The sequence below is a fragment of the Xenorhabdus taiwanensis genome (assembly GCF_036512875.1).
Taxonomy (GTDB): Bacteria; Pseudomonadota; Gammaproteobacteria; order Enterobacterales; family Enterobacteriaceae; genus Xenorhabdus; species Xenorhabdus taiwanensis.
The window spans coordinates 1,009,113-1,030,992 of sequence record NZ_AP028978.1; the positions used below are offsets into that span (position 1 = coordinate 1,009,113).

At 42.1% G+C, this 21,880-nt stretch carries 19 protein-coding genes and 2 pseudogenes; 10 read left to right on the forward strand and 11 right to left on the reverse strand.

Annotated features, from left to right (window positions below; genetic code table 11):
* Positions 1-19 precede the first annotated feature (19 nt).
* The 3 genes from ACE1SE_RS04435 to ACE1SE_RS04445 all read right to left on the reverse strand — a co-directional run bounded on the left by ACE1SE_RS04435 (position 20) and on the right by ACE1SE_RS04445 (position 2,940).
* Positions 20-1,129, reverse strand: a complete 1,110-nt coding sequence (locus tag ACE1SE_RS04435) for an acyl-CoA dehydrogenase family protein (RefSeq protein WP_374052817.1) — start codon at positions 1,127-1,129, stop codon at positions 20-22.
* A 23-nt stretch (positions 1,130-1,152) separates the two neighbouring features.
* Positions 1,153-2,250, reverse strand: coding sequence for a DUF3419 family protein (locus ACE1SE_RS04440; protein ID WP_374052818.1), 1,098 nt, complete (start codon positions 2,248-2,250; stop codon positions 1,153-1,155).
* A 366-nt stretch (positions 2,251-2,616) separates the two neighbouring features.
* Positions 2,617-2,940, reverse strand: coding sequence for a DUF2834 domain-containing protein (locus tag ACE1SE_RS04445; RefSeq protein WP_374052819.1), 324 nt, complete (start codon positions 2,938-2,940; stop codon positions 2,617-2,619).
* 402 nt (positions 2,941-3,342) lie between these two features.
* Here ACE1SE_RS04445 and ACE1SE_RS04450 point away from each other — a divergent pair.
* The 9 genes and pseudogenes from ACE1SE_RS04450 to ACE1SE_RS04490 form a co-directional block, all read left to right on the forward strand.
* A pseudogene (locus tag ACE1SE_RS04450) lies at positions 3,343-3,546 on the forward strand (transposase); the annotation flags it as partial.
* Positions 3,547-4,347: 801 nt separating this feature from the next.
* Entirely contained in the window at positions 4,348-4,794 is a 447-nt protein-coding gene (locus tag ACE1SE_RS04455) for an antirestriction protein (RefSeq protein ID WP_445082111.1), read from the forward strand.
* A complete protein-coding gene (locus tag ACE1SE_RS04460; protein WP_374052821.1) occupies positions 4,784-5,245 on the forward strand; it encodes an antirestriction protein in 462 nt (153 codons plus the stop codon). The genes ACE1SE_RS04455 and ACE1SE_RS04460 overlap by 11 nt, the downstream gene beginning before the upstream one ends.
* Before the next feature lie 121 nt (positions 5,246-5,366).
* Complete coding sequence (locus tag ACE1SE_RS04465; protein ID WP_374052822.1) at positions 5,367-5,897, forward strand: hypothetical protein; 531 nt, start codon at positions 5,367-5,369, stop codon at positions 5,895-5,897.
* A gap of 45 nt (positions 5,898-5,942) precedes the next feature.
* Positions 5,943-6,071: a TA system toxin CbtA family protein gene (locus ACE1SE_RS04470; RefSeq protein WP_374052823.1), complete on the forward strand. Its 129-nt coding sequence runs from the start codon at positions 5,943-5,945 to the stop codon at positions 6,069-6,071.
* A 225-nt stretch (positions 6,072-6,296) separates the two neighbouring features.
* Positions 6,297-7,220, forward strand: coding sequence for a DUF1281 domain-containing protein (locus ACE1SE_RS04475; protein WP_374052824.1), 924 nt, complete (start codon positions 6,297-6,299; stop codon positions 7,218-7,220).
* Between the two features lie 103 nt (positions 7,221-7,323).
* Positions 7,324-8,007, forward strand: coding sequence for an N-6 DNA methylase (locus ACE1SE_RS04480; protein ID WP_374052825.1), 684 nt, complete (start codon positions 7,324-7,326; stop codon positions 8,005-8,007).
* A 164-nt stretch (positions 8,008-8,171) separates the two neighbouring features.
* Positions 8,172-9,185 carry a TraI domain-containing protein gene (locus ACE1SE_RS04485; RefSeq protein WP_374052826.1) on the forward strand — a complete coding sequence of 338 codons (1,014 nt, stop codon included), beginning with the start codon at positions 8,172-8,174 and terminating at the stop codon, positions 9,183-9,185.
* Positions 9,186-9,243: 58 nt separating this feature from the next.
* On the forward strand, positions 9,244-10,293 hold the full coding sequence (locus ACE1SE_RS04490; RefSeq protein ID WP_374052827.1) for a tyrosine-type recombinase/integrase: 1,050 nt from the start codon (positions 9,244-9,246) through the stop codon (positions 10,291-10,293).
* Positions 10,294-10,925: 632 nt separating this feature from the next.
* Here the strand turns inward: ACE1SE_RS04490 and ACE1SE_RS04495 are convergent.
* A complete protein-coding gene (locus ACE1SE_RS04495) occupies positions 10,926-11,195 on the reverse strand; it encodes a helix-turn-helix domain-containing protein (RefSeq protein WP_374052828.1) in 270 nt (89 codons plus the stop codon).
* A 1,240-nt stretch (positions 11,196-12,435) separates the two neighbouring features.
* Between ACE1SE_RS04495 and ACE1SE_RS04500 the strand changes: the two genes are divergently transcribed.
* Positions 12,436-13,029: an ATP-dependent Clp protease proteolytic subunit gene (locus ACE1SE_RS04500; RefSeq protein WP_273553917.1), complete on the forward strand. Its 594-nt coding sequence runs from the start codon at positions 12,436-12,438 to the stop codon at positions 13,027-13,029.
* A 24-nt stretch (positions 13,030-13,053) separates the two neighbouring features.
* On the opposite strand, the gene ACE1SE_RS04505 is transcribed toward ACE1SE_RS04500, so the two are convergent.
* From ACE1SE_RS04505 to ACE1SE_RS04535, 7 genes and pseudogenes are all read right to left on the reverse strand, one after another.
* Positions 13,054-13,644: a GNAT family N-acetyltransferase gene (locus ACE1SE_RS04505; RefSeq protein ID WP_374052829.1), complete on the reverse strand. Its 591-nt coding sequence runs from the start codon at positions 13,642-13,644 to the stop codon at positions 13,054-13,056.
* Positions 13,645-13,662: 18 nt separating this feature from the next.
* The gene (locus tag ACE1SE_RS04510; protein WP_374052830.1) at positions 13,663-15,090 is read right to left on the reverse strand and encodes an MFS transporter; all 1,428 of its coding nucleotides are present in this window, start codon (positions 15,088-15,090) and stop codon (positions 13,663-13,665) included.
* A gap of 23 nt (positions 15,091-15,113) precedes the next feature.
* Entirely contained in the window at positions 15,114-16,031 is a 918-nt protein-coding gene (locus ACE1SE_RS04515; RefSeq protein WP_374052831.1) for an FkbM family methyltransferase, read from the reverse strand.
* Positions 16,032-16,053: 22 nt separating this feature from the next.
* Positions 16,054-17,049, reverse strand: a complete 996-nt coding sequence (locus tag ACE1SE_RS04520; protein ID WP_273553913.1) for an aKG-HExxH-type peptide beta-hydroxylase — start codon at positions 17,047-17,049, stop codon at positions 16,054-16,056.
* Between the two features lie 1,215 nt (positions 17,050-18,264).
* Positions 18,265-20,559 (reverse strand): toprim domain-containing protein, encoded by a 2,295-nt coding sequence (locus ACE1SE_RS04525; RefSeq protein WP_374052832.1) that lies wholly within the window; start codon positions 20,557-20,559, stop codon positions 18,265-18,267.
* A 106-nt stretch (positions 20,560-20,665) separates the two neighbouring features.
* Positions 20,666-20,872, reverse strand: coding sequence for a helix-turn-helix transcriptional regulator (locus ACE1SE_RS04530; protein WP_074025128.1), 207 nt, complete (start codon positions 20,870-20,872; stop codon positions 20,666-20,668).
* 139 nt (positions 20,873-21,011) lie between these two features.
* A pseudogene (locus ACE1SE_RS04535) lies at positions 21,012-21,857 on the reverse strand (tyrosine-type recombinase/integrase); the annotation flags it as partial.
* Positions 21,858-21,880: the final 23 nt, after the last annotated feature.

Here is a 21,880-nt window from a genome sequence, read left to right on the forward strand (position 1 = left end):
TTCCTTTTAAATCAAAAAATTAAGGTATATAAAGCTTGTTGCCTTGCATAAATTTGTCTAAATAGGGTGACATAACCCACTTGCTAGGTGGATGAAAAGCTAATGCTCGAATAACCGTTAAAAGATAAGGAACATCAAAGTTGCTCAAGTATTCGATACCACCTAGTTGCTCTGCGGCACAGTTTGCGGCTTCGACAATAATTTGTTGAGCTTCAAAACGAACAATTAAAGATCTGGCAATAACATTTTCAGTCATATCACCGTCCATGATGGATCTAGCCCCTGCTTCGATTGCCATCATGACCATTTCTAATTTACTGCAAATAGACATTCTGGTTTCACAGGAACCACGATTGCTTTGATATAACTTTTCAAGCAACAGAGAAGCTGTTCCGAGATAAGATGCTGAAACAAATAATTCAAACCACAGGAATGCATAAGATAACTCTCGTGACAGAGTCATTTCGTCACCAAGATAAGAAACATACTTTTCACTGATGATGACGTTCTCTAAATGCACTTCCATATTTTCTGCCCCAGCAAGAAAATTTTGGTTTCCAAACGGCTTAACAGTTATACCTGCCGTATTTGCAGGCACAGTAACAATGGCAAATTTATTTTCACCATTTTTTTCGGATATCAATGCACTGGCAGTAAAAATATCCATAGTTCTGGCTAAACTACATGGGCGCTTATATCCATTAAGCCTGAGTCCTTTAGGTATCCTTTCAACTTCAATAGCTGGTTTCTGAATACTTGTACCGACCTTACCTTCTGCGAAACCTGATGCAATAAATAAATTATTTTGAGCAATTGACCTTAATATAAAGTCACTTGCCTCACACTTGGGGATAGCAACAACGCTACATGTATGCATATTGGTCGCTAAAGCTAATGATGGACTACGGCTACCAAGAGCCCTTTGGATTCTCAACATATCTAATACTGAAACTTCACGGCCTCCCAATGCTTTTGAAATAAGCAAGCTAGTTCCACCACTTTGTCTGAACCAATTGAGCGCCGGTGATTCCTTACTTTCTAAAATATCTAATGAAGTTTGTGCGAGTTTTTCATCTAAACCTGGCAATAAACGCTCTAATGTTTCCCTTTCTCGTTTCATGAAGTTCATACAAGTATCCCAAAAAAGACGTGTTAATTATTTATTAGAGCGACTTCAAACTGATAGGAGAATGCACGATCACTATGATTAAGTTGATTACACATATCTACATCAATTTGAATTTTCTGAGAAAGGGCATTTGGAATTTTGTGGCGAGAGATAAAATTTCGATAACACAGCCTCCCTCTGGATCTACTTAACCGAGGTAGTTGTGAAAGTAACTCATTAAATCTCGGTTTTGAAATACAACTTGATACATCCGATAAGGAGAAAACAGAGAACCTTTCGTTTTTAACTTTTTTACAATAATCAACGAGATCCATCGTAATGATTTCAATTTTGGTATTGGCATTACGAATAGACTCATAACTATCTTTGCTTAGAAAATGCGGCATCGCATGTCGACCAAGATAGCGACCATTTATCATCATACTTAACCAATCGTTATACTTTGCCAGATGAGTACTAAAAGTGTGATCTAAGGTTTTAAGCATATAATTGCCAAGATCACCGACTTCAAACTCTGTTTCATAATCTTTATTATTTAAAATACCTTTGAGTAACCATTTAGAAAAACCCTTTTTAATCATTAAACGCCAAAAAGGGCCTCGAATTTTCTTAAAATATATTTCTTTCTGCCTTTCTATACATTCGGTTTCGAACATCTCTTTAAATTCTTTTCCATAAAGAAAATGTAAGAATGGCGATAGAAAATAAACATAGAATTTTTCATGCCTTCCACGGTAAAGAACACCTTCTTTTATTTCCTTGCAGTAATAGCAGAAATATTGAAATGCTTCATCAGTAATTTTATCTTTTAACGAAATAAAATATTTCCATCTCTGTTCCTTAGACATCTGCTCAACTCCGAAAAAGCCAAGCAGTTGATCATATGTAAGGTTCTTAATGGCCGCAATTTTTAACTCTAATAAATAATTTTGTCCAGCAGCAAAATCGATTGCTGTTATATTCTTAGGTTTCTCAGCAAGGAGACTCAATACGCGGCAAGCACTACCCGTAACGCATAATACTTCATCTTCATTACTAACTTTCAATGCCTTAAGCTCAGAATAAGCATCCTCATCACATGTGCTGTAAAGAATCCAATCAGCAATTTGCTTTTCTTTCATACTTTTCCTTTGTAAAACAGTAGAGTTATGTAATTGATTCTAATAATCCCATTCAGGATCGTTTTAAGAAAAATAAATTAAAATAAAAAATAATTCACCAAACAACTTACCAATTAAATCCAATGCTCTATTTTTTAAATTCTTTAGCAACAAACTCAAATGTATTCGATAACTAAGCAGGCTTATGAAAATTTTTCTTGGCAAGAGAACAATTAACACATTTAAATAAGAGGTATCAGGGGTTACTATTAAAAATTCCTATATTACACTTATAAACTATATTTATTCCTCGCTTAGCGAGGAATAAAACTTATCAGCGAGATTAAAAGAGCATGAAATTCTTTTCTAACTACACCCAATATAAAGTTAAACAGAGTTAGAAATATTCTCTATATGCCTTTCTCTCATATAAAGGAATAATGGTAACGCAAATGAAACACCAATACACAAACCTAACAATGTATAGATACCATTTGACATTTTTAACCGTTTACTCTCATGAATAACGAAGAAAATTAATATAATGGCTGAAATAACCACATCGGCCGCAAAGAAACGTGTGACATTATTTATAAATAAAAGTTGTATAAATAAAGAAAAATTCAGACCATTCTCAGTTAAAAATAAAAAAAAATAATACCAAGGTACCATAGCACCTAAAATAGTAAAGATAAAATAAAATCGCTTCATTATTTAACCCCTTACTCTATTGATGTAATGATTAATTGAAGAAAATGAATAATACATGTCTAGATAGTCGGTATGTGCTAGTCAAATTTTTCTGTTTGCATTTAATATCCACTATTTTAGCTTATTCCAAGCAGGTAAAATTTTCAACTTAATATTATACCTCAGTTTTTCTTGGCTTAACATTTGACAGTATTGATCACTTTTTGTTGTTCCATCATTTCCTTAGAGACATTGGTTAAGTTATTCTATTAATAGAGTACAATTAAATTAACCAAATGACAACATAATATATAGCAAAGATTTAACAAAAAAAATCACAACTAAGTAGATTGCTATCAATCATTGTAAGAAGCTATTCAGAATATTTTTAAACCAGAATGGTTTCTCATGTAAACTGTTGGCATGAGAAAAGTCTATGCTAGCGACATTAGTCGAAAAGTGTTCATGGAAATTGAACCCCTGTTGCTCAGCAACAGGAAACGCACACGCCCCAGAAAAGTGGATGTTTACAAGATATTTTGTGCCTTGTTATATCTCCTCAAAAGTGGGTGTCAGTGGGATATGTTGCCCAGTGATTTTCCGTCAAAAAGCACGGTTTACTACTATACGCAATTAATTTGAAGATGCAGGAATTAAAGTCTGGAAATTATCGGTCAGCCGGGTAGTCAGTTCCTGTACTTTTTCGGGTAAGGTGACATGAAAAAAATGATGAAGTGTTTCACGGAATGTTTTTGCATCCGGGAAATAAACATTGTTTCGTAACGTCAGATCAAGTGACGACTAATACAGTTAAATATCCGCTTCTGGCAATGTCGATAATGAGCGAATAGCCGACTTAACTTAACACATTGTTATGGTGCACACTTACGTTGTGTTTCGGTTATGCACCATAAAGCCTATTAGTTGAGCCTTTCTTATTAACTCTTTTAATGAGTTATTAGATTTCTTGGGTGACTCCATCCAGTTTAACTTTTTTAATAGGAGTGGTGTGTAACACATAATGGGGCATAAACGTGTTAGACCAAACGGCCTGAACGGGTCAGTGCGTATTGACAGCCTCTCTCTGACGCCCCAAAAATTCCGTCGCACTCCTAACATTATTTTTTTCCCGGAAAATGAATTACCCATTGACCGGATGATTTCTGTTTATTAGCGTAGTCAGACTTATCCATGATCCGGTCGCTTGTGAGGATCACCTTCGGGCAGCAACAGCAACACTCCTGTAGCCTGCAAGGGAGTACACTACGGTGTGGTACATCTGCGCCCCTTTGGAAGCAGATATCGTCAGTCTGATGACGATGAAGGTCGCTTAATCTTATCCATGATGGCCAACCGGCCAGTCACCCAACGGGGAACACATTTCCCGTTGGGTCAGGTGTTCTCCGTTGTTTTTATCAGGAGAATACCATGCAACAACATACCCCCCCGGCCACGGTGCACACGGTGTCCCCGGCTGAACTGTCCCCTTTTGCTGAAATTTTTCCGCACACCGGTTCACTGGAACTGATGCTGCTGGAGCACACATTCATTAAAGCTGCTGCCGGGCTGTGTGACGATGACCGGTGTGACCGATGGCAGTACCGGAAAGTGTCAGACCGCATCGCCTATATCGTGCCGATGTGGCCGGATTCCTCTGGGGTTAATGTGAGTACGACGGACTTTAAAGGTGAAGTCTCCGCCGATGCCTTTGGGCTGATGGTGACCCTGAGCGTATTGGGTTACCTGACTGACTTGATGAAGCTGGACGGATATGCTGAGCGGTTTTGCGCCCTGCGTGAATATGCGCGGCAGCATCCTCAGGCTCAGTGTATCCGGGCAGCTCTGGGCTTAAAGGGAGAACGTGATGCCGGATAATGAACTGATGCTGCTGGACAGCCTGGCCCTGTCGGTCGTGTTTCCCGACAAAACTCCACTGGAACGGTTGTTTCTGGGATTCCTGCTGGCGAATACCGCCTCACAGTTGTGTGGTGAATATCGTCCTGAGCAGTGGCGCAGCCGGAACGTGTCTGATTCCCTGACGTATATGATCCCCACCGCGGCAAAAACCTATTCGGTTTATCTGCCGGAAACGACACTGACGGCCACGTTATCTGCGGATGCGTTTGGTCTGGCCGTCACCGCGATTGTGTTTGCCCGTATCGCTGAGTTGGATGAACCGAATGCGGATGCGTTCCGGTTCTGCGAACTGCACGAATACGCGCTGCACCACCCGGAAACCGGGCTGCTGCGTGCGGTACTGGCGATGCAGCCCAAAGAGGACATCATCCGTTCGTCACTTATCCATAACAACCATAATCACCACTGACGTTATCAGTCGATGAGGCTGTTAACCCTTTTCTTTAGCGCCTGACCGGGGAGCCGACAACACCTTCCCGTATTGGGTGGGTGTTGTCTTTTATTGACGTCAAATCAAGGAGAGCCACACCATGAACCCGATTTTTTTACCTGCGCCGGAGAGCACGACACCGGCGTCGCAGGAAGACATTTTTACCGTCCAGGTCACCGGCCTGATGCAACACCCGCAAACACCACAAACGCGGCGGGAGAACACCCTGACCGTGTGTGAAGCCTCTTCCATCACGGAAGCGGTGCAGCGGCTGAAGGTGATCCACCTGTTGGGCGACTGGCCGCTGCCGACACCGTCCACGGGTATTTTTTTTCCGCTGATCGTTATGATTTATGACGCGCAGGATAACAACGTGCTCGGCGGCCGGATTGATGACGAGATTATCTGGGCGCAGCCGGTCACCGTGACATCAGAGCGTTTATCACTGGCGCAGAAACAACAGCGCTTGTGTCAGTCGGCCACGTTTGAGCTGAGCTGGCAGAATGCCGAGGCGGCCCGCGCCTTGTGGCATCAGGCGAATTTACTCTCGTTGCGTGTGGTTGCGCCGCGTTATCAGCACCATCATGAAGTGCAGGATATTCTCCGGCACAGCACAACCCTCAGCGTTTAAAGGTGGGGTATCACCCTGGAACCTTTACGTTTAACCGTCTGGCAGATGATTACCTCCGCGCTGCTGAAACGCCATTCTGGCCTGAGCCTGAACGATACGGTGTTGTGTGAAACCGATACGGTAGCCGGACTCATGGCTCACGGCATCCGGTCCTCTGACGCCATTAATGACTGAGTGGATAAATACGATTTAACCCGACTGAACGCGTCGGCAATGACGCCCGGTACACCGTATCCGGGGTGTATGATGAGCTGACGGTCATTGTCGACAGTCAGGTTGCCGATATTTTCAGACGGGATTTCAACTGACACTTTTCTTCAATCACCCATCGGGGGAACTGATTTCCCTGGGGGAACAGTTTCACCGGTTTTTAAACTTAAAAATCAAAGGAGCTTAATCATGGCAGAATGGGTCACTAATCAACTGGACGTCACCGGCAAATCAGTTTGTCTCGATGTGATGCAGCAATGGGTTTGTGGGGAAGAATTTCCCCGTTACCGTCAGGCTGTATTGCAGAGCCTGCGGCTGTTTCTGGCGGGCTGTGCGGGGATACTGAAACCCACCAAACCCCTCACTTACACACCGTATCCGGAACTGGTGCGGGGTACGGCAGCGCCGACCGCGCAGAATCTGGCGTTTGAACAGTGGCTGGCGTTGTTGCAGGACAATGTGCTGCTAACCACAGAAAACATGAAGCGGATTGACAGTATCTACCGTCAGTCGGGCTTAAGCCTGCTGCGCTGGGAGACTGTGCCGGCGTCAGCGCGTGACATCATTGCCCGCCTGCTGACCCGCCAGTACACCGACTGGTTTGGTATGGTAAGCTGGTCAGACAACCTTGATATCGGCGTGTGCTGGGAGAAGCTGTCGGTTTATCCGACCTCGGCCCAGCCGTGCGATATGCTGATGATACGACCGACCCGATTGGCCACGGAAATTAACGGCAACAGTGGTTTACTGAAAGGGATGGCCTCCACGGTGCAGTTCTACGATGAGCACTATGGGCTGGAATGGCCGTTCGGTCATCATGTCCGCTGGGAAAGGCGCCATGTCAGCAGCTTAACCGTGCGTTTTGACACTCCATGGGTACCGCCTTCGGCGGAACTGATGGGCGGGCTGTCATCAGTGTTTGACTGTGAAATCCGCCACTGGTACAGCGAACCATCAGGCAGCCTCAAAGGCTATGACTGCTATGACCAGGGCGAGCATGTGGACAGTCATAACGGGCAGGTAGGACACGAAAACCGTCCGGCCTTGTATCTGGTTAACGGAGAAAAAACCGAACCGGCACTGGCACTACCGGCGATGGCCGTCGGCCAGTAACTTTTTGTTCAACACAGTATCCACTTATCTTGACTTCAACCAAAAGGGGAAACACATTCTCCTTCCGGGGTGTGTTTTCCTTTTTTTATCAGGAAAACACGCCATGGCTTCTTGTCCGGACTACCAAAAAGACTTTATTTCGCTGTTTAAACAAACCGCCCGTTACCGTAACCGTTATCGGGTTTTTCAGGATTTTTGCAACTGTGCAATGGCGGCCATTCACAATAAATACTGTTTCAGTGAGGAACTGGAGCAGTTCTATCTGAAAACTATCAACAAGTATGAACGGGAAGATATTGACCGGATTGTGAAACTTTTTTCCTATACTGCGCTGGCCCTGGCAGAAGCTCCCTGTGATTTTCTCGGCAGCGTGTTTATGCAACTGGAGCTGGGGAATAAGGGACTTCAGCAGTTCTTTACCCCCTGGAGTGTGGCCAGAATGATGGCACAATTGCAGTTGAATGAGGTATCTGACTTGTTGCAGACCCAACCCTTTATCACCTTCCACGAACCTTGCTGTGGTGCAGCCTGTATGATGCTGGCCGCCGCAGAGGTATTAAGAGAGCAGGGACATGATCCGTTGTCCAGTATGTGGGTGTCTGCGATTGATATCGATCCGCTGGCAGCGGTGATGGCCTATATTCAGCTTTCCCTGGCCGGTATTCCGGCGGCGGTCACAATTGGTGATGCTCTGCATGATGGTGGCAGCCAACGAACCCGCTACACACCGGCTCATTATCTGGGCAACTGGTCGCAACGTTTGCAGGCCTATGACCCGGCGGCCTGATTTCTGTTTGCATCTTCTTTGTTTCACGACTGCGCCTTTCGGGGCGCTTTTTTACGTTTATGGGTAAGTCATACAAACAATTTTCATTTTCGCAAAAAGAGTTTCGCCTTGTTTCCGATTGGGATCCACCGACACTGGGGCCAAATTTGAAAAGGAGAAAAGTGATGTTTACACGTTTTAAATCGCATTTTACCCGCTCGCCAACGTCACAGAAAAAATCATCAGGGCAAAAAATGAGCGAGGCTTGTGATAACGGGGACTATTGCCGGCCACAATCAGTGGAGGCGTTGCTGGCAACCCCCTTGCGCCGTCAGTGCCTGCAACAATTGTGGCAAAACAGTACGCTCCCTGAAGGGTTGTACCAGCGTTTTTATCTCGCCCCGATTAAACAATTATTGGGCAGTGTTCAGCAGATACCTGCCTCTCCGGAAGGAAAATGGTCAGGCAGTGGCGGATTTGCTGACCTGACACTGCAATTTACCACTTGTGCCGTGCGGTTAGCGAAGAGATATTTGTTGCCGCCGGGTGTGGCACCGGAAACGCAGGCCGCACAAGGGGTCTTATGGCAGGCGGTGGTGTTCTGGGCCGCGTTGTTTTACCACCTGCCATTGTTGCGGCAACTCGAAGGGGAACTGGAAGACGGACAGGTCTGGCAACCGGGCATCGGTATTCCCGACAAACCGTTTCGTTTCCGTTTCCGCGCCCCGGAGAACATACCGCCGGCTCCGCAGGAAGTGTTGCTGGCCGCCTGTCTGTTACCGGAAAAAGCCATGATGTGGCTGGTGACTGTACCGGAAGTCTGGCACTGTCTGATGCAGCATCTTAACGGACGACCCTCCACTGTCCCATTGATAGAGACATTGCTTCAGGATGCGGTCGGACAGCTCCATTTCCCTTTGCAGGTGAAACCGGTGACGGAGACCGTGTTCTCTACTGAAGACAACCCTGTGCCGGAAACGACAGTGCGGACTCCCGCCAGTGACATAACGCCACCGCCCACCGCTCCCTCTGACGATACGCTGACATTATTGTCCTTATTTCAGTCACCGGATGCATCTTCACCACAAAATCAGGGGAAAAATCATCATCACGGTCCGAAACTGACCAAACAGCCGGGACGGGAGAAAGAAAGTGTTGCCCCTGACAGTCACCTGCACTCATCATTTAAAGGTAAATAATTCAAAGGGTTATTTTTATTTTATTGCCGCGAATTGTTTTTGGACAGGAAACGGCAGGATGAGCCGAGGAAAAAATAACATGTTGCACACCGTAGACACCCTCAGTTGGGAAGAATTATTAGAAGAGTACTTTTTTTCACATATCCTGCGACCGGATACCGAATGGAGTTATCGCAAGGTCACACGGGGTTTTATCCGGTTTATGGGAGAAGCCGCATCACCGGCACAGGTTATTCACCGGGATGTGCTGCGGTGGCGGCGGCACCTTCTGGTGGAGAAAAAGCAGTCAAGCCATACCTGGAATAATAAGGTGGCTCATCTGCGGGCGATTTTTAATTTCGGTATGGAGCGAAAACTGCTGCCTCACACCGAAAACCCGTTTAACAACGCGGTGACTAAAAAAGAGAAGAAAAAGAAGAAGATTTTGAGTCAATCGCAGATAAACCGCATTAATCTGTTGATGGGCAAGTTTGCTGAGGAAGAAAGAGTCGAGATGCCCCCACGGGGAGGGCGTTGTGCCCTGTATCCGACCTGGTATTGGTCAACAGTACTGGCGACATTGCGTTTTACAGGAATGCGTCAGAACCAGTTACTGCACCTGCGGCTGCGGGATATTAATCTGGACAGCAATTATATTGAATTGGGGCTGGAAGGCAGTAAAAACCACAGTGAATGGGAAATACCGATCATTCCGCCGCTTAAACGCCGGCTGACAAAATTAGTGGAAAGGGCAGTTGCTGCCGGTGCGAAAGCCCACGATCCGATTTTCGATCTCAGCCGGTTGAGTGTCCCGCACCCAAGCCGGCTTTCCCGTTACCAATACGATATCAACCGGGAAAAACAACAGCTCCGTTCTTTCTTTCGCCGGCTGTCCAAAGAGTGTGATTTTGCGGTCTCGCCTCACCGTTTTCGTCATACGCTGGCGACGACCCTGATGAAATCGCCGGATCGTAATCTGCCGCTGGTGAAACGCTTACTGGGGCACCGTAATGTGGCGACCACGATGGAATACATTAATCTTGATATGGAAGTGACGGGCAAAGCGCTGGAGCGGGAACTGGGGTTGTATACTGATTTTGTTGATGAGTATGCCGATGAGAATGAATAAAACGGCGTAAAAAAGACAGGGCAGGTCTCAGACAGGATTGAGGTGGAGGTGTGAGTGAACTGCCCTGCATCAATATCGATGGTATGAAAAAATGGCTAATTCGGATCCCCTGTCACGTGAAGTTTTCACCTGACTTGACATCAGAATCAATTACTGAAATCATTACCTTAAGCGAGAAAAGGGTAACTGTTAAAACAGCTACCCTGTTATCTTGTCTTAAATGTTCTTTTCAACTAAACAGTACAAATTGAGCTGATTAGGATTTAACATTTAATTAACGATTGATTCTTTTTTGCGCTTTTGTCAGGAAATTTAACAACCTAGGACAAACCCGCATGGAAATTTGGTGCCGGAAGCGGAATCGAAAAACATTGTAACTTGTTGAATATGCAAAGTCTATAACCTGACTTTCCTTTTATGCCCCTTTTAATGCCCCTAAGTTTTTTTGCTTGCTTTTCTTTTTATATCTTATTGATTTTAATTATTTATGTTGCTTAGCGTATGCTTTTTCATCATGTTAAAGCAAAAAAGCCGTGAGGGTTAAAAATGGTCAAATTTGGCTGCCATTTTACGCTCAGGGCTTAAAATAAAAAATATTCATTTTTACGATATCGATCACAAATTACAGCGGGTTATTCCTGTGGCTTAGCGCGGGCTTTCCTTTCTAATAATTCTCCGGTATGAGAATCGAAATAACGGCTGGGCCAAATCTCTGAGGGATGGATGCCAAGATAATCTGCAATGATCCATTCACCTTTCGGCCACGGTCTGCTAAATGCATTTGCTAATGTTGATGAACTGAGTCCTGCCTCACGAGAAACCGCTGCTAAGGTTGTCCCGCGTTTGCGTAATGCGGCGATAATGTCGGCCTGATGCCAGTCATTCTTAACGTTGTTATTCATTCCTGCTACCCCTTCCATTAATTAATATTGATGGTGGCGATTCAGACAGGGTTTGCACTACCGGAGATCAACCAATCCGGCGAGGCCGAAGCCTCCCCTGCCTGAACCGCCATAGAAAAGGCGAACGCAGGCGCACTGGCAGAAACATCCTACCAGTGGGTTGATCTTACAGGGGTGCAAATCCCTCACCATCGGATTTTGCCAATGGCGGGAATACTTTAACTGATTGTTTTACCTGACACAATAACTGAACCATTAAGTTTAACGACTATAACTCCTCTCAAGAGTGCACAAACTCAGGGGAGAATACGGACGACTAAATCAATCTTTATTGTTTATTCTCGTTCGTGATCGCTTCACTGTCCGCATTTCCCCTTTGATTTTCAGGCTATTTTTATTCATTTCGAAACATTCTCTGCGTGTCGGTTAGGTTCACCGTTCCGTGGTGCGTCAGATAATGTGTAGCAGAGAGAGCATTGTGTTGAGTTTTTGCAGGAGTTCGCTACGTGCATGCTAGGCACGGCGATGGTTTACTCCCCGTTCAGCGCCTGATTCAATCAGGATGAACGCCTCATTATTCGTGACGTGTGATATCTCCTTTCTTTACTGCATCGGCCTTTTACAAGGCGGTGTGTGAAAAACAAACGAAATAAGTGAATTAAGGCAGAAAAATGCCAATAAAAAGTGGTGACACTGAGTAATACGGGGTTCAAATCGGGCGTAAAGCCAGACCGGACGTGCTCTGGACGTTGACCGCCCGGCGGCGTCACTTGGTAATCGCTCCGCTTCAACGCAAGTGACGCCGCGAAGTTTTCGGAACGTTTATCGTGCGTGAATCAAAGCATGGGTGAAAATCGTGCAAGATAAAATGGTTATGCTGAACGTGGCAGAGAACTGCCTAACGTGTGTGATAAACCGGTATTTAATTACCCGAATAACTTTCATCGTCAACGGTGGGTTACGTGTCTGACGATATCTGCTTCCAAAAGTGCGCAGATGTACCGCAATCTTGCTCTCCCTTTCAGGCTACGGGAGTTTTTATAACCGTTTTTAGCGGCTATGTACCATCTATGATGGTGAATAAACAGGCTTAGGTTAGCGCTTTTTTCAATCTATAGCAATTGAATACTAATAATTTGAAAATTTTATTGGTGAATTTTTCACATAAGAAATATAGTTCACATTCGGAACATAAAGTTAAATATGCTTTTACTCAATTCAAGTATAAGAGGTCTGTATTATGTTAGAAGAATCATCAAAAGAGTCCCCTGAGATTTCTAAAGAGATCCCCTATGAGCAAAGTAATTTATTAAAGTCTAGATGTATTATTATTTCTGGCGAAATTAATCAAAAACTAGCTGAAAGGGTAACAACACAGCTACTAATTTTACAAGAAATAAGTAACGAGCCAATCAAGATTTTTATTAATAGTCAGGGTGGACATGTTGAAGCTGGTGATACTATTCATGACTTGATTAAATTTATAAAACCAGAAGTATTTATAATAGGAACCGGTTGGGTTGCAAGTGCAGGTATTACTATTTTTCTTGCTGCCAAAAAAGAAAATCGCTACTCACTTCCAAATACTCGTTTTATGATACACCAACCTTTAGGAGGATACGAAGGAAGAGCATCTGATATTGAAATTGAAGCTAGAGAATTCTTGTTGATACGTAGTCGGATAAATCAGCTTATCAGTGATGCCACAGGACAACCGATAGAGAAGGTAGAAAAAGATACTGATAGAAATTATTGGATGCGTCCTAAACAGGCTACTGAATATGGAATTGTAGGGAAAATAATAACCAAATGGGAAGATATCAATTATAAATGAATAATAACAAGGGTGGGCAAAAGCTCACCCATTATATCCTGTTTTTTTTAAAAACATAGGCGCTTTCCACTCATCTCTCAGAATTGCATATATATACATATCACTCCATATTCCATTAACACACTCGTTTTGTAATAAGTGTGCTTCTTGACGCATTCCTAGCTTTTCAACTAATTTTTTAGAGCCTACATTTAAAACATCTAATCTTGCATAGATTCTATGATATTTAAAATATTCAAAACTAATATCTATCAACGCACCTAAAGATTCTGTTCCTATAGATTTTTTTTGATATAATGGGTGGAATATACAACCTATTTCTCCTTGTTGCGATTTTTTATTAGTTAATCTTAGCATTATTTCTCCAGCTAACTCATTAGTCTCTCGTGAAATTACAGCAAGTCTTATTTCATCACCATTATCATTAAATGCAGGATTAAGGATTTTATTAAATTGATCCCTGATTTCTCTATCTGTGGGAGTTGGGATATATAAAAATTTATAAACTTCTGGTAATGAATGATAGTTCTTATATTTGATGAAATCTTTTTTTTCAAATTTACGTAGAATTAAATTTGATGTGAAATACAAAAGAGGGAAATTATTTATTAGCATAAAGAACTCCTAGGTTATTTATTTATTTGTTTTATTATTAATACGATCACTTTCTTTTAGAAAGATAAGGCAAAACAATCCAGCCAGCAAACTTAAGATAAATATAATTATGAAAAAGACTTGAAATGTTTCTATGTAGGAATAAGCAATTACCTGATCATTACCGATAATTGAATTGGAATTGATATATTTCGAAGTAAGTATGTTTATCAATGATCCTACAAGTGTGATAGCAATAGCTTCACCTGCTACCCGCATAGTATTAAACAACCCAGATGCTAATCCTGCTTTTTCTTGAGGAACAACACTGACGGATAAAGCATCCATTAACCCCCAAGGTAAGGCATTACCAATTCCTATCAATGCCATAGCAAAAGATATTAACCAAATTTTTTCATATGTGGAATTTATTAGCATATATACTCCAACGGAAGCTATAAAAAAACCAATGCCAGAAATATTATTAATTGGGTAATTCTTCGCAAGATAACCAGAGAGAAGCGGAATAACAAGCATCGGCAGGGTTAAAGGCAAAATAATTACTCCTGTTTGAGATGCACTAAAACCACCCCCAATCATAAGCCATATTGGTAAATACACAAAAAGAGATATATAACTAAAAGCAGTTAATAAAGGTAGTAATTGCACCCCAAAAAACAAAGGAATCTTAAACAAAGATATATCGAGTAATGGATTATTTACACGTTTTTCTACAATATAAAACACAATTATAAGAGGAATTACAAAAGATATTATTGTATATACTCTTATATCACTGAACCCAACTTTCCCACTTAAAATAAGTGCGTATGTGAAAAGTATTAAAGCTAAAGTGAAAATAATAATACCAATCCAATCTAGACGTTCGGCATTATTATTTTTTGATTCTTTAATTCTCCACTTTCCTAATGAAAAAATGAGGATGGAAAAAATAGATATGCCCCAATAGAGTGATCGCCAACCCAGATAATCAATCATAAAACCAGCAATAATAGGGCCAAATGCAAGTCCAGCTCCAAAAGATGTACCTAATAATGAAAATGCAATAGTTTTATTTTTCCCATAAAATTCTTGAGCTAATAACGATGTGGCTGAGGTAGATACTAATGCACCACCTATACCTTCAAGCATTCTCATTGTAATAATTATGGATAAATTATGACTGAAAGCAATACATGTAGATGAAAGGGTAAATAGCATCAAACCAGTTATAAAACATAGTTTTCTTCCGATATAATCTCCTGCAACACCAGCAGCCATAACAAATCCACCGAATGCAATGACATAAGAATTTATTATCCATTCTAGTGAAAATCTATCTCCTCCTATATCACTTTTCACTGCATGAAGGGAAATTGCAGGGCCAGTAAAAACCAAAGGTATCACAAATGCAGCGCAGCAGATAATTATAAGGATATCATGTCTTTTTTTTACAAATTTTGTCATAATATTATATCAACACTCTAATCTTATATCTTATTGAAAATTAACTTAAAATAATCAGTTGAGTCAATTTCGAATTCGTCTTCAAGGTTTTCATTTAGCCATTTCAAAAATCCATCAGAATATTTTGTGTTATTTCTTTTATCTATTATTGATATAGCTTTGTATGCAAAATCATACAGTTCATAGGATTCAGCAAGAATTATAGCAAGAACACAAAGTTTTTCACTAGACATGTTATCCCAATCATTTATACTCCTAATAAACAAGGCATCACTCCATATCCATTGATTTCCATAAATAAAAGGATTATTATTTATCGTTATTGGTTCCAACGTTCTTGTGCCATACCCCATAAATTTAACAAAATTAAAATGTTGTGAACGTAGCAAAATTTCTATTTCAGAAAATCTAGGTTGCCCTATATATTGTTCTACAAATTCAACTTCACATTCAATTACAAGAGTGCTTTTAAGTTTCTCCAGAGAGTTATATAGGGCAAGATATTCACAGCCTTGAATATCAATTTTATATAAATCTATATATTTTATATCATCTATATCGTCAAGTCGTTTTGTTTGAACCATTCTTTCATCCACAACCAACATCCATTCAGAAAAGGATTTGTATTTTTTCATTTCTTCTAAGTTAGGTATTAGAAGGGATGAGCATCCAGGAACCTGGCAAATAGACAGTTTATGTGTACCTCCATCTCCAATAGCATATGGAAAATATTTAACCCTTGCATCCCTGTTTGTTTTTAATTTTTCGAATTCATCAGGGTTAGGCTCAAAACCATAAATATTGAATGGATATGATTCAGTTATTCCATTGTAATTATTCTTTGTTGTATCAAAATTGGCTGCACCTATATCTACTATGTTTATATTTCTATTTTTCTTTATGATTTTTTTATATAAATCCATGAGGGGTTTTATAGCCATATTTTATACACCTAATTAAAATTTATTCAAAAGCCATTTCTCTTGTACTATTCATCAATTTTTTTCCTAGTTCAGTTAATTTTGCATTTTCTAAAATTATACTCCAACAATCATTAAATTTCTCTTCAAATGAAGCTGGATTATTGGCATTATTATATGCAGTATCAACTCTCTCTAGAATTGGATCATAATCACGATGAGTAGTTAATTTCTTTAAAATTCGCATTGTTCTAGCAAGAACAAACATTGCGTGATATATCCCACTCAATGGTCTCGCCTCTCGACGTAATGGAGACTTATATGTTCCACTGTCTTCATTTATAATTATTGGATCAATAAAAAAAAGCATGTTTAAATGATTATGTCCAGCCTCATGAGCTAAGTTTTCTAAATACCGAGTCCAAATTTGATTTTCTCTTAATTGGCTCATTCTTATAATTCCAAATGTATTTAATGATGACCCAGCGTTCATAGTAGGAGAGTTAACAATGATAATGTCTGTAATTAAAGAGTTAAGCTCATCAAATAGATCAGAATCAACTTCTTCCATCCTACTCAATGCTTTTTTCATAGAGTGTGTTGAATGCTCTAATTCTTTTTTTGACGGGGTATTTCCATCAAAGTGATAACCATAAGTATTTATCATTCCATAGTCACATGTATCATAATAAAGTTGATGTAATGATTGTGTATACCCACTAGTAAATAGCCCTATAGTGCGTGGTGACTGTTCAATATAATCTAACTCATTAAAACAATTTAATATGTGTTTAATTAAAAAATCATTGTCATCTTCAATAGCTTTCAATAGTCTATTATGTAATACATGTATCATTCCACTAATTTTGCTTTTCTTATTTAAATTGTTTGTTTTTTCTTCTGCTGACTTACAATTAAAATTGGATGCATTACATTGTTCGAAAATATATGAAAGACTATTAATAATACGTTCATTTATCTGTTCCCGAATTTCAATGTCTCTTTTTGCATCTGGGCGAGCATCATATATATCAAGCATAAATACCCCTATCAATAAAAAGTGCTTTTATATCAACATTGGTATGATGACAATTTGCAATTGACTCTTTCAAAAGAAATACTGCCGCAAAATTTTCGTTTGCGGCAATAACTATAGATTAGTTTACTTGATCCATAATAGGAACCACTCGATTTGCTGAGGCGGAAAAAATCTTCTTGCTATCGAGTTTTACTTTGCTATTTTTCTTATCTTTTTTTTCAGTGCTCATAGTGTATCTCCTAGATTTAATATAGTTGATTTACTAATGAAACTCACCAGATTATACTGATTAATGACACGATCAGATAGATTAGTGTATCTGGTAAAAGAGATGCTACCAGATAAAAATTTAAACTCAATATTTAGGAAATAATATTATGCGTGTTTTTTTGATTATATAATAAAAATGCGTAACATGTTAATTTTTAATTTAACTTTATATCTATTTTGTTATTGGTAATAGTGAATTTCGAATATTACATATTTATTTTATTTTGCTTTTATTGAATTGTTAGTTATATTTTAATTAATTAAATTTAAGATAAAACAACCGTTTAACGTTTTATTTTACACCTATTTTTTGATTTGTTTTTCGTGATAAGCTTCACAAGTTTATTTTATACTTCATCAGTAAGTGAACTCATATACATCTAAAAAACAGAAACTATTGCTTTAGGGTAAAGAGATCTTCCTTATCAGGATAGACAAAGTAATCCTAAAAGATATAACCTCATGGAAATGATGTCAACTGATACGTTCATATGGAGGCCTACCCAAAATAACGTCTAAAATTGGTGTGGAATAACGGTCTAGAATCGCACTGACGCGCTGCGCTTGTCTTCTCAGGGTTACCGGGGTAATGTATTAGCCCGGTAACCCTGAGAGCTGAAAAAACACCTGCCAGAAAAAACTTTTTACTTACCCCCACCGCCTAAAGAATTAGAGATAAAACTGTTCACCCTATTCACCGTTGAATATTTTTATTTAAATTCATGTTGTTAAATGGTGATGACTTGAAATCAGACTTATCACCACTCTTCACCCACCGTTCACCTTCAAATCAGGAAAAGGTGAATAGTGATGAAGACTTGTGAACAGTTTAAAAATAACTATTCACCCTATAATAGATTGATATATCTGGTTTAAATTACAGAGTGAACAGTGGTGAACACTTTTTTATATTTCTTTGAAAATTATCAGCAATAAAGGAAAAAATTATTCTTCTGGCAGGTTATCCCTTATCAGTTTTGGCATCCATTCGATGGCAGTATCAATATCGAGGCTCAAGTTGCTACGAATGCCGTGTTTGCTTTTTTTGCGCAGGTAATGCTGACTGTATTCTGCCAGCGCGCCGGGCATATCCATGCCAAAACGCGTTACAGAAATGGGTTTGTTCAGGTTATTGCCTTTCATATAGGCAAGGTAGGCGTGATAAAGGTATTTGCGGGGATTAAACGGCATAATTTCCGCATTGCCGATTAACAGGCCGTCAGCTTCATTGGACGCAAGCAGGTAGCCACAGAAATCAACCAGTGGATCGGTACCGCGTTTGATATCCAGCGCTTCCTCTGATTTCTGTTGCTCTGCCAGTAATCGCCTTGCAGTTTGTGGGTCAACGAACTTATGCAGCAGGTGCCGGATAATCACGGGCAATTCTGCTGCGATTTTATCCAGTAGGAGTGGGTCACGTTCATTTTCCGGCACAACTTCGGAAAAGTTGAAAATCACTCTACGCCGCGATACACCACCACTGCGATCACTGAAACTCATGGCATTATTGTTTACCGCCAGTACCACAGCAGGAATGCGGGTTGAGTAGGGCTGTTTATGCTTTGGGTCGATAGCCACTTCATCGCCGCCTGTAATGGCCTTAATACCTGAGCCATCGCCCACATAGCGAGTCTGGTCTGGCAGGATAATCAGCGAATAGCCGACAATCAGCGCCCGTTCCCGTGGGTTTTCCAGTGCCGCCAGTACCCGATCAAACTTGTTATCACAGTTGGCTGTTGCCCGGTTAAGCCAGTGCCAGAACTGCGGGGCATGGTCTTTCAGGGTTTCCCCCGAAACAGGGGAATTGAATTCAACCTCATTAGCCAGCAATAACCAGTCACTTTTACAATGAGATCTGAACCGACAGCTTTTCAGGTCAAACACGCCATTACTGAACCCAATTAAGTGACGTTCTGGCGGCTGCATCATGGGAAGCTGTAATTTGAGAGCATCCACGGCAGAGCTGATGCCATGCGGTGAATACGGTAGTTTCTCTTCCATAAAGGCAACCACCATTTCCCGTTTTAAATCGCGGTCACTGACCGGACGCCAGACAATACCGTCATAGTGATGGACGGTTTCCGAAGCGCCATCCAATGCCAAATCACCGTCATAACGCGCCAGCAACACTTCTCCGCGCTGGCTGGCACCCATCTGGCATAATGTGAGCTTGGAAGGCTCAGCATCATTGGGCTGAGTGGCTGCTTTTTTCTTGGTTGATGCCGGTTGATAAAGCCCCTGAGTAAAGGCTTGTCTTGCCATGTCCACACCGTTTTTCTGACGGTAATCATCCCAGTCGGCTTTGTACTCTGTCGGTGGTAACGTAACCCAACCATTCACCGCCAGCGCTGCTTTTTCTGCTGAAATCCTGCCGATATTCACTTTCGGTTTGCCGTTCTTATCCAGCTCGTCGGGATGATGCCAGTCGTTATCTGCGGCAATAATAATTTTGGTGTCCGACCAGCGTTCCCGGATGGCTTTGGCAACAGAAGATAAATTGCCCTCATCCAGCGCCGCCAGAACAGTACCTTTATAGAGCTGGCTAACCGTGAGTGCTGTGGCGTAACCTTCGGTGATAATTACCGTCTCCGGATGCTCTTCCAGCGCTGTCAAGGGAATAAACGCCCCTTTTTTCTGGCTGCCGGGGAAGAATTTTTTCTCGCCATTGGGTTTGATGATTTGAGCGCCGGTGACTTTTTTATCCAGTGTTGTCAGTGCCAACACTGTCGAATTATCAGACAGTAACCGCTGATTAGGACAATGCAGCCCTTTTGCAGTTAAATAGGGTGATTGCCCGGCGACAGTTTGTGCCATCAGTGCCGCCACTCTTTCGGCAATCGGTTGTGTTGGATAATAGGTTTCTTTGGCTGGCTTGGGGGCTGGCAAAGGTAGCGCCAATACATTAGCAACGACTTTTGCCGCCTCAGTAACAGAGATCCCTTTGGTTTTTGCCACTAAATCCAGCCCATCGCCATAGTTTGGCGCGTCACACTGGCGACAGTGCCAGTTGCCGTGATGGTGATCGTCAATAAAGTGAAAACGGTCAGTGCCACCGCAAATAGGACAAGCACCATGTTTACCCTTTGCCGGAACATCAATACCGCAAGCGGGCAGCAGGTTTTGCCAGGAATACATAGCCGAGGTTTTGACGGTTTGGATCAGATCAAGCGGTTTTGGATTGCCCGCTGTTTTTTGAACTGTAAATTCAGGGCGAGTTTGGGTATGCTGTGTATCAGCCATCGTTTTACCTCACTTAACGGTTGTTGGTCAGACGCCTCAGATGTGTTCGCGCACACTGGGGCGTTGTGTTTTATGTTACGTGTCTTATGCCATCTTCTTTTCTGTGTTATGCCGCCCGTGATTCGGCGATACGCTGGGCGATCCAGTCATCAATCTCTGCTTCAATAAAAGCAACGGAACGCGGGCCAATCTTGACCTGCTGCGGGAATGCACCGTCACTAATCAGTTTGTAGATCCACGCTTTGCTGTAACCCGTTCTGCGTTGCACTTCTGGCAAACGAATCAGGCTTGTTTTTAATGCTGCCACTGTCATATTTATTCTCCTGTTACCGAGTCCCTGAGCGCTCATTGTGGACGTTGTTTGATGACAGGCGGATTATTTAAAAAGCAAGACTGAATGAACAGCATTAATTGTTTTTCTCCCGATGAAAATTAACGGGTTGCAAATTGTATTAGCGGTTTTTCCTGTCACGCAGCGGTTTGGCGAAGTCATACGGTGTAATGGCTTTTTCCCGGTTCGCATCCAGATAATCCGCCCACCACTGCACCATCAGCCGCCGTTCGTCCAGATGTTTAGAAGTGTGAATATACGCCGCCCGCACGTTGTTTCGTTCGATATGACTGAGCTGGCGTTCGATGGCGTCATCGCTCCACAGGCCGGATTCACCCATTGCACCGCGCGCCATTGTGCGGAAGCCATGCCCGCAGACATCGGTTTGAGTGTCGTAGCCCATCGCCCGTAGCGCCTTATTGACGGTGTTTTCACTCATAACTTTCGCAGCATCATGATCACTGGGGAATACCACTTCGCAGTTTCCGCTCAGTACGTGCAACTCTTTGAATAGCGAAACTGCCTGACGGCTCAACGGGACAAGGTGATCCATTTTCATTTTCATGCCGCGCTCAGAAAAGCGAACGCCTTTAATGGGTTGCCTTGTGGCAGGAATTTTCCACACCGCGTTTTCAAGGTCGATTTCCTGCCAGCGGGCAAATCTCAGCTCACTGGAGCGGACAAACGTCAGTAGTGCCAGCCTTACCGCGATCTTGGTCAGCAGGCGACCACGATAGGCAGATAAGCGAGTCAGAAAATCGGGCAAATGTTCATGGGGCAGGGCGGGATGATGGCGGGATTTTGCAGTGGTAAGTGCGCCGGTCATATCATTGGCTGGATTGGTTTCCAGAATATCGTTCTGGACGGCGTAGCGCATGATGGCAGTGATGCGCTGACGCAGCCGCTGGGCGATATCGTGTTTGCCCTGTTCATCAATGGCTTTGACGGGGGCTAAAAGCTGGCTGGTGGGTCATGCTCCCAATGATTAGA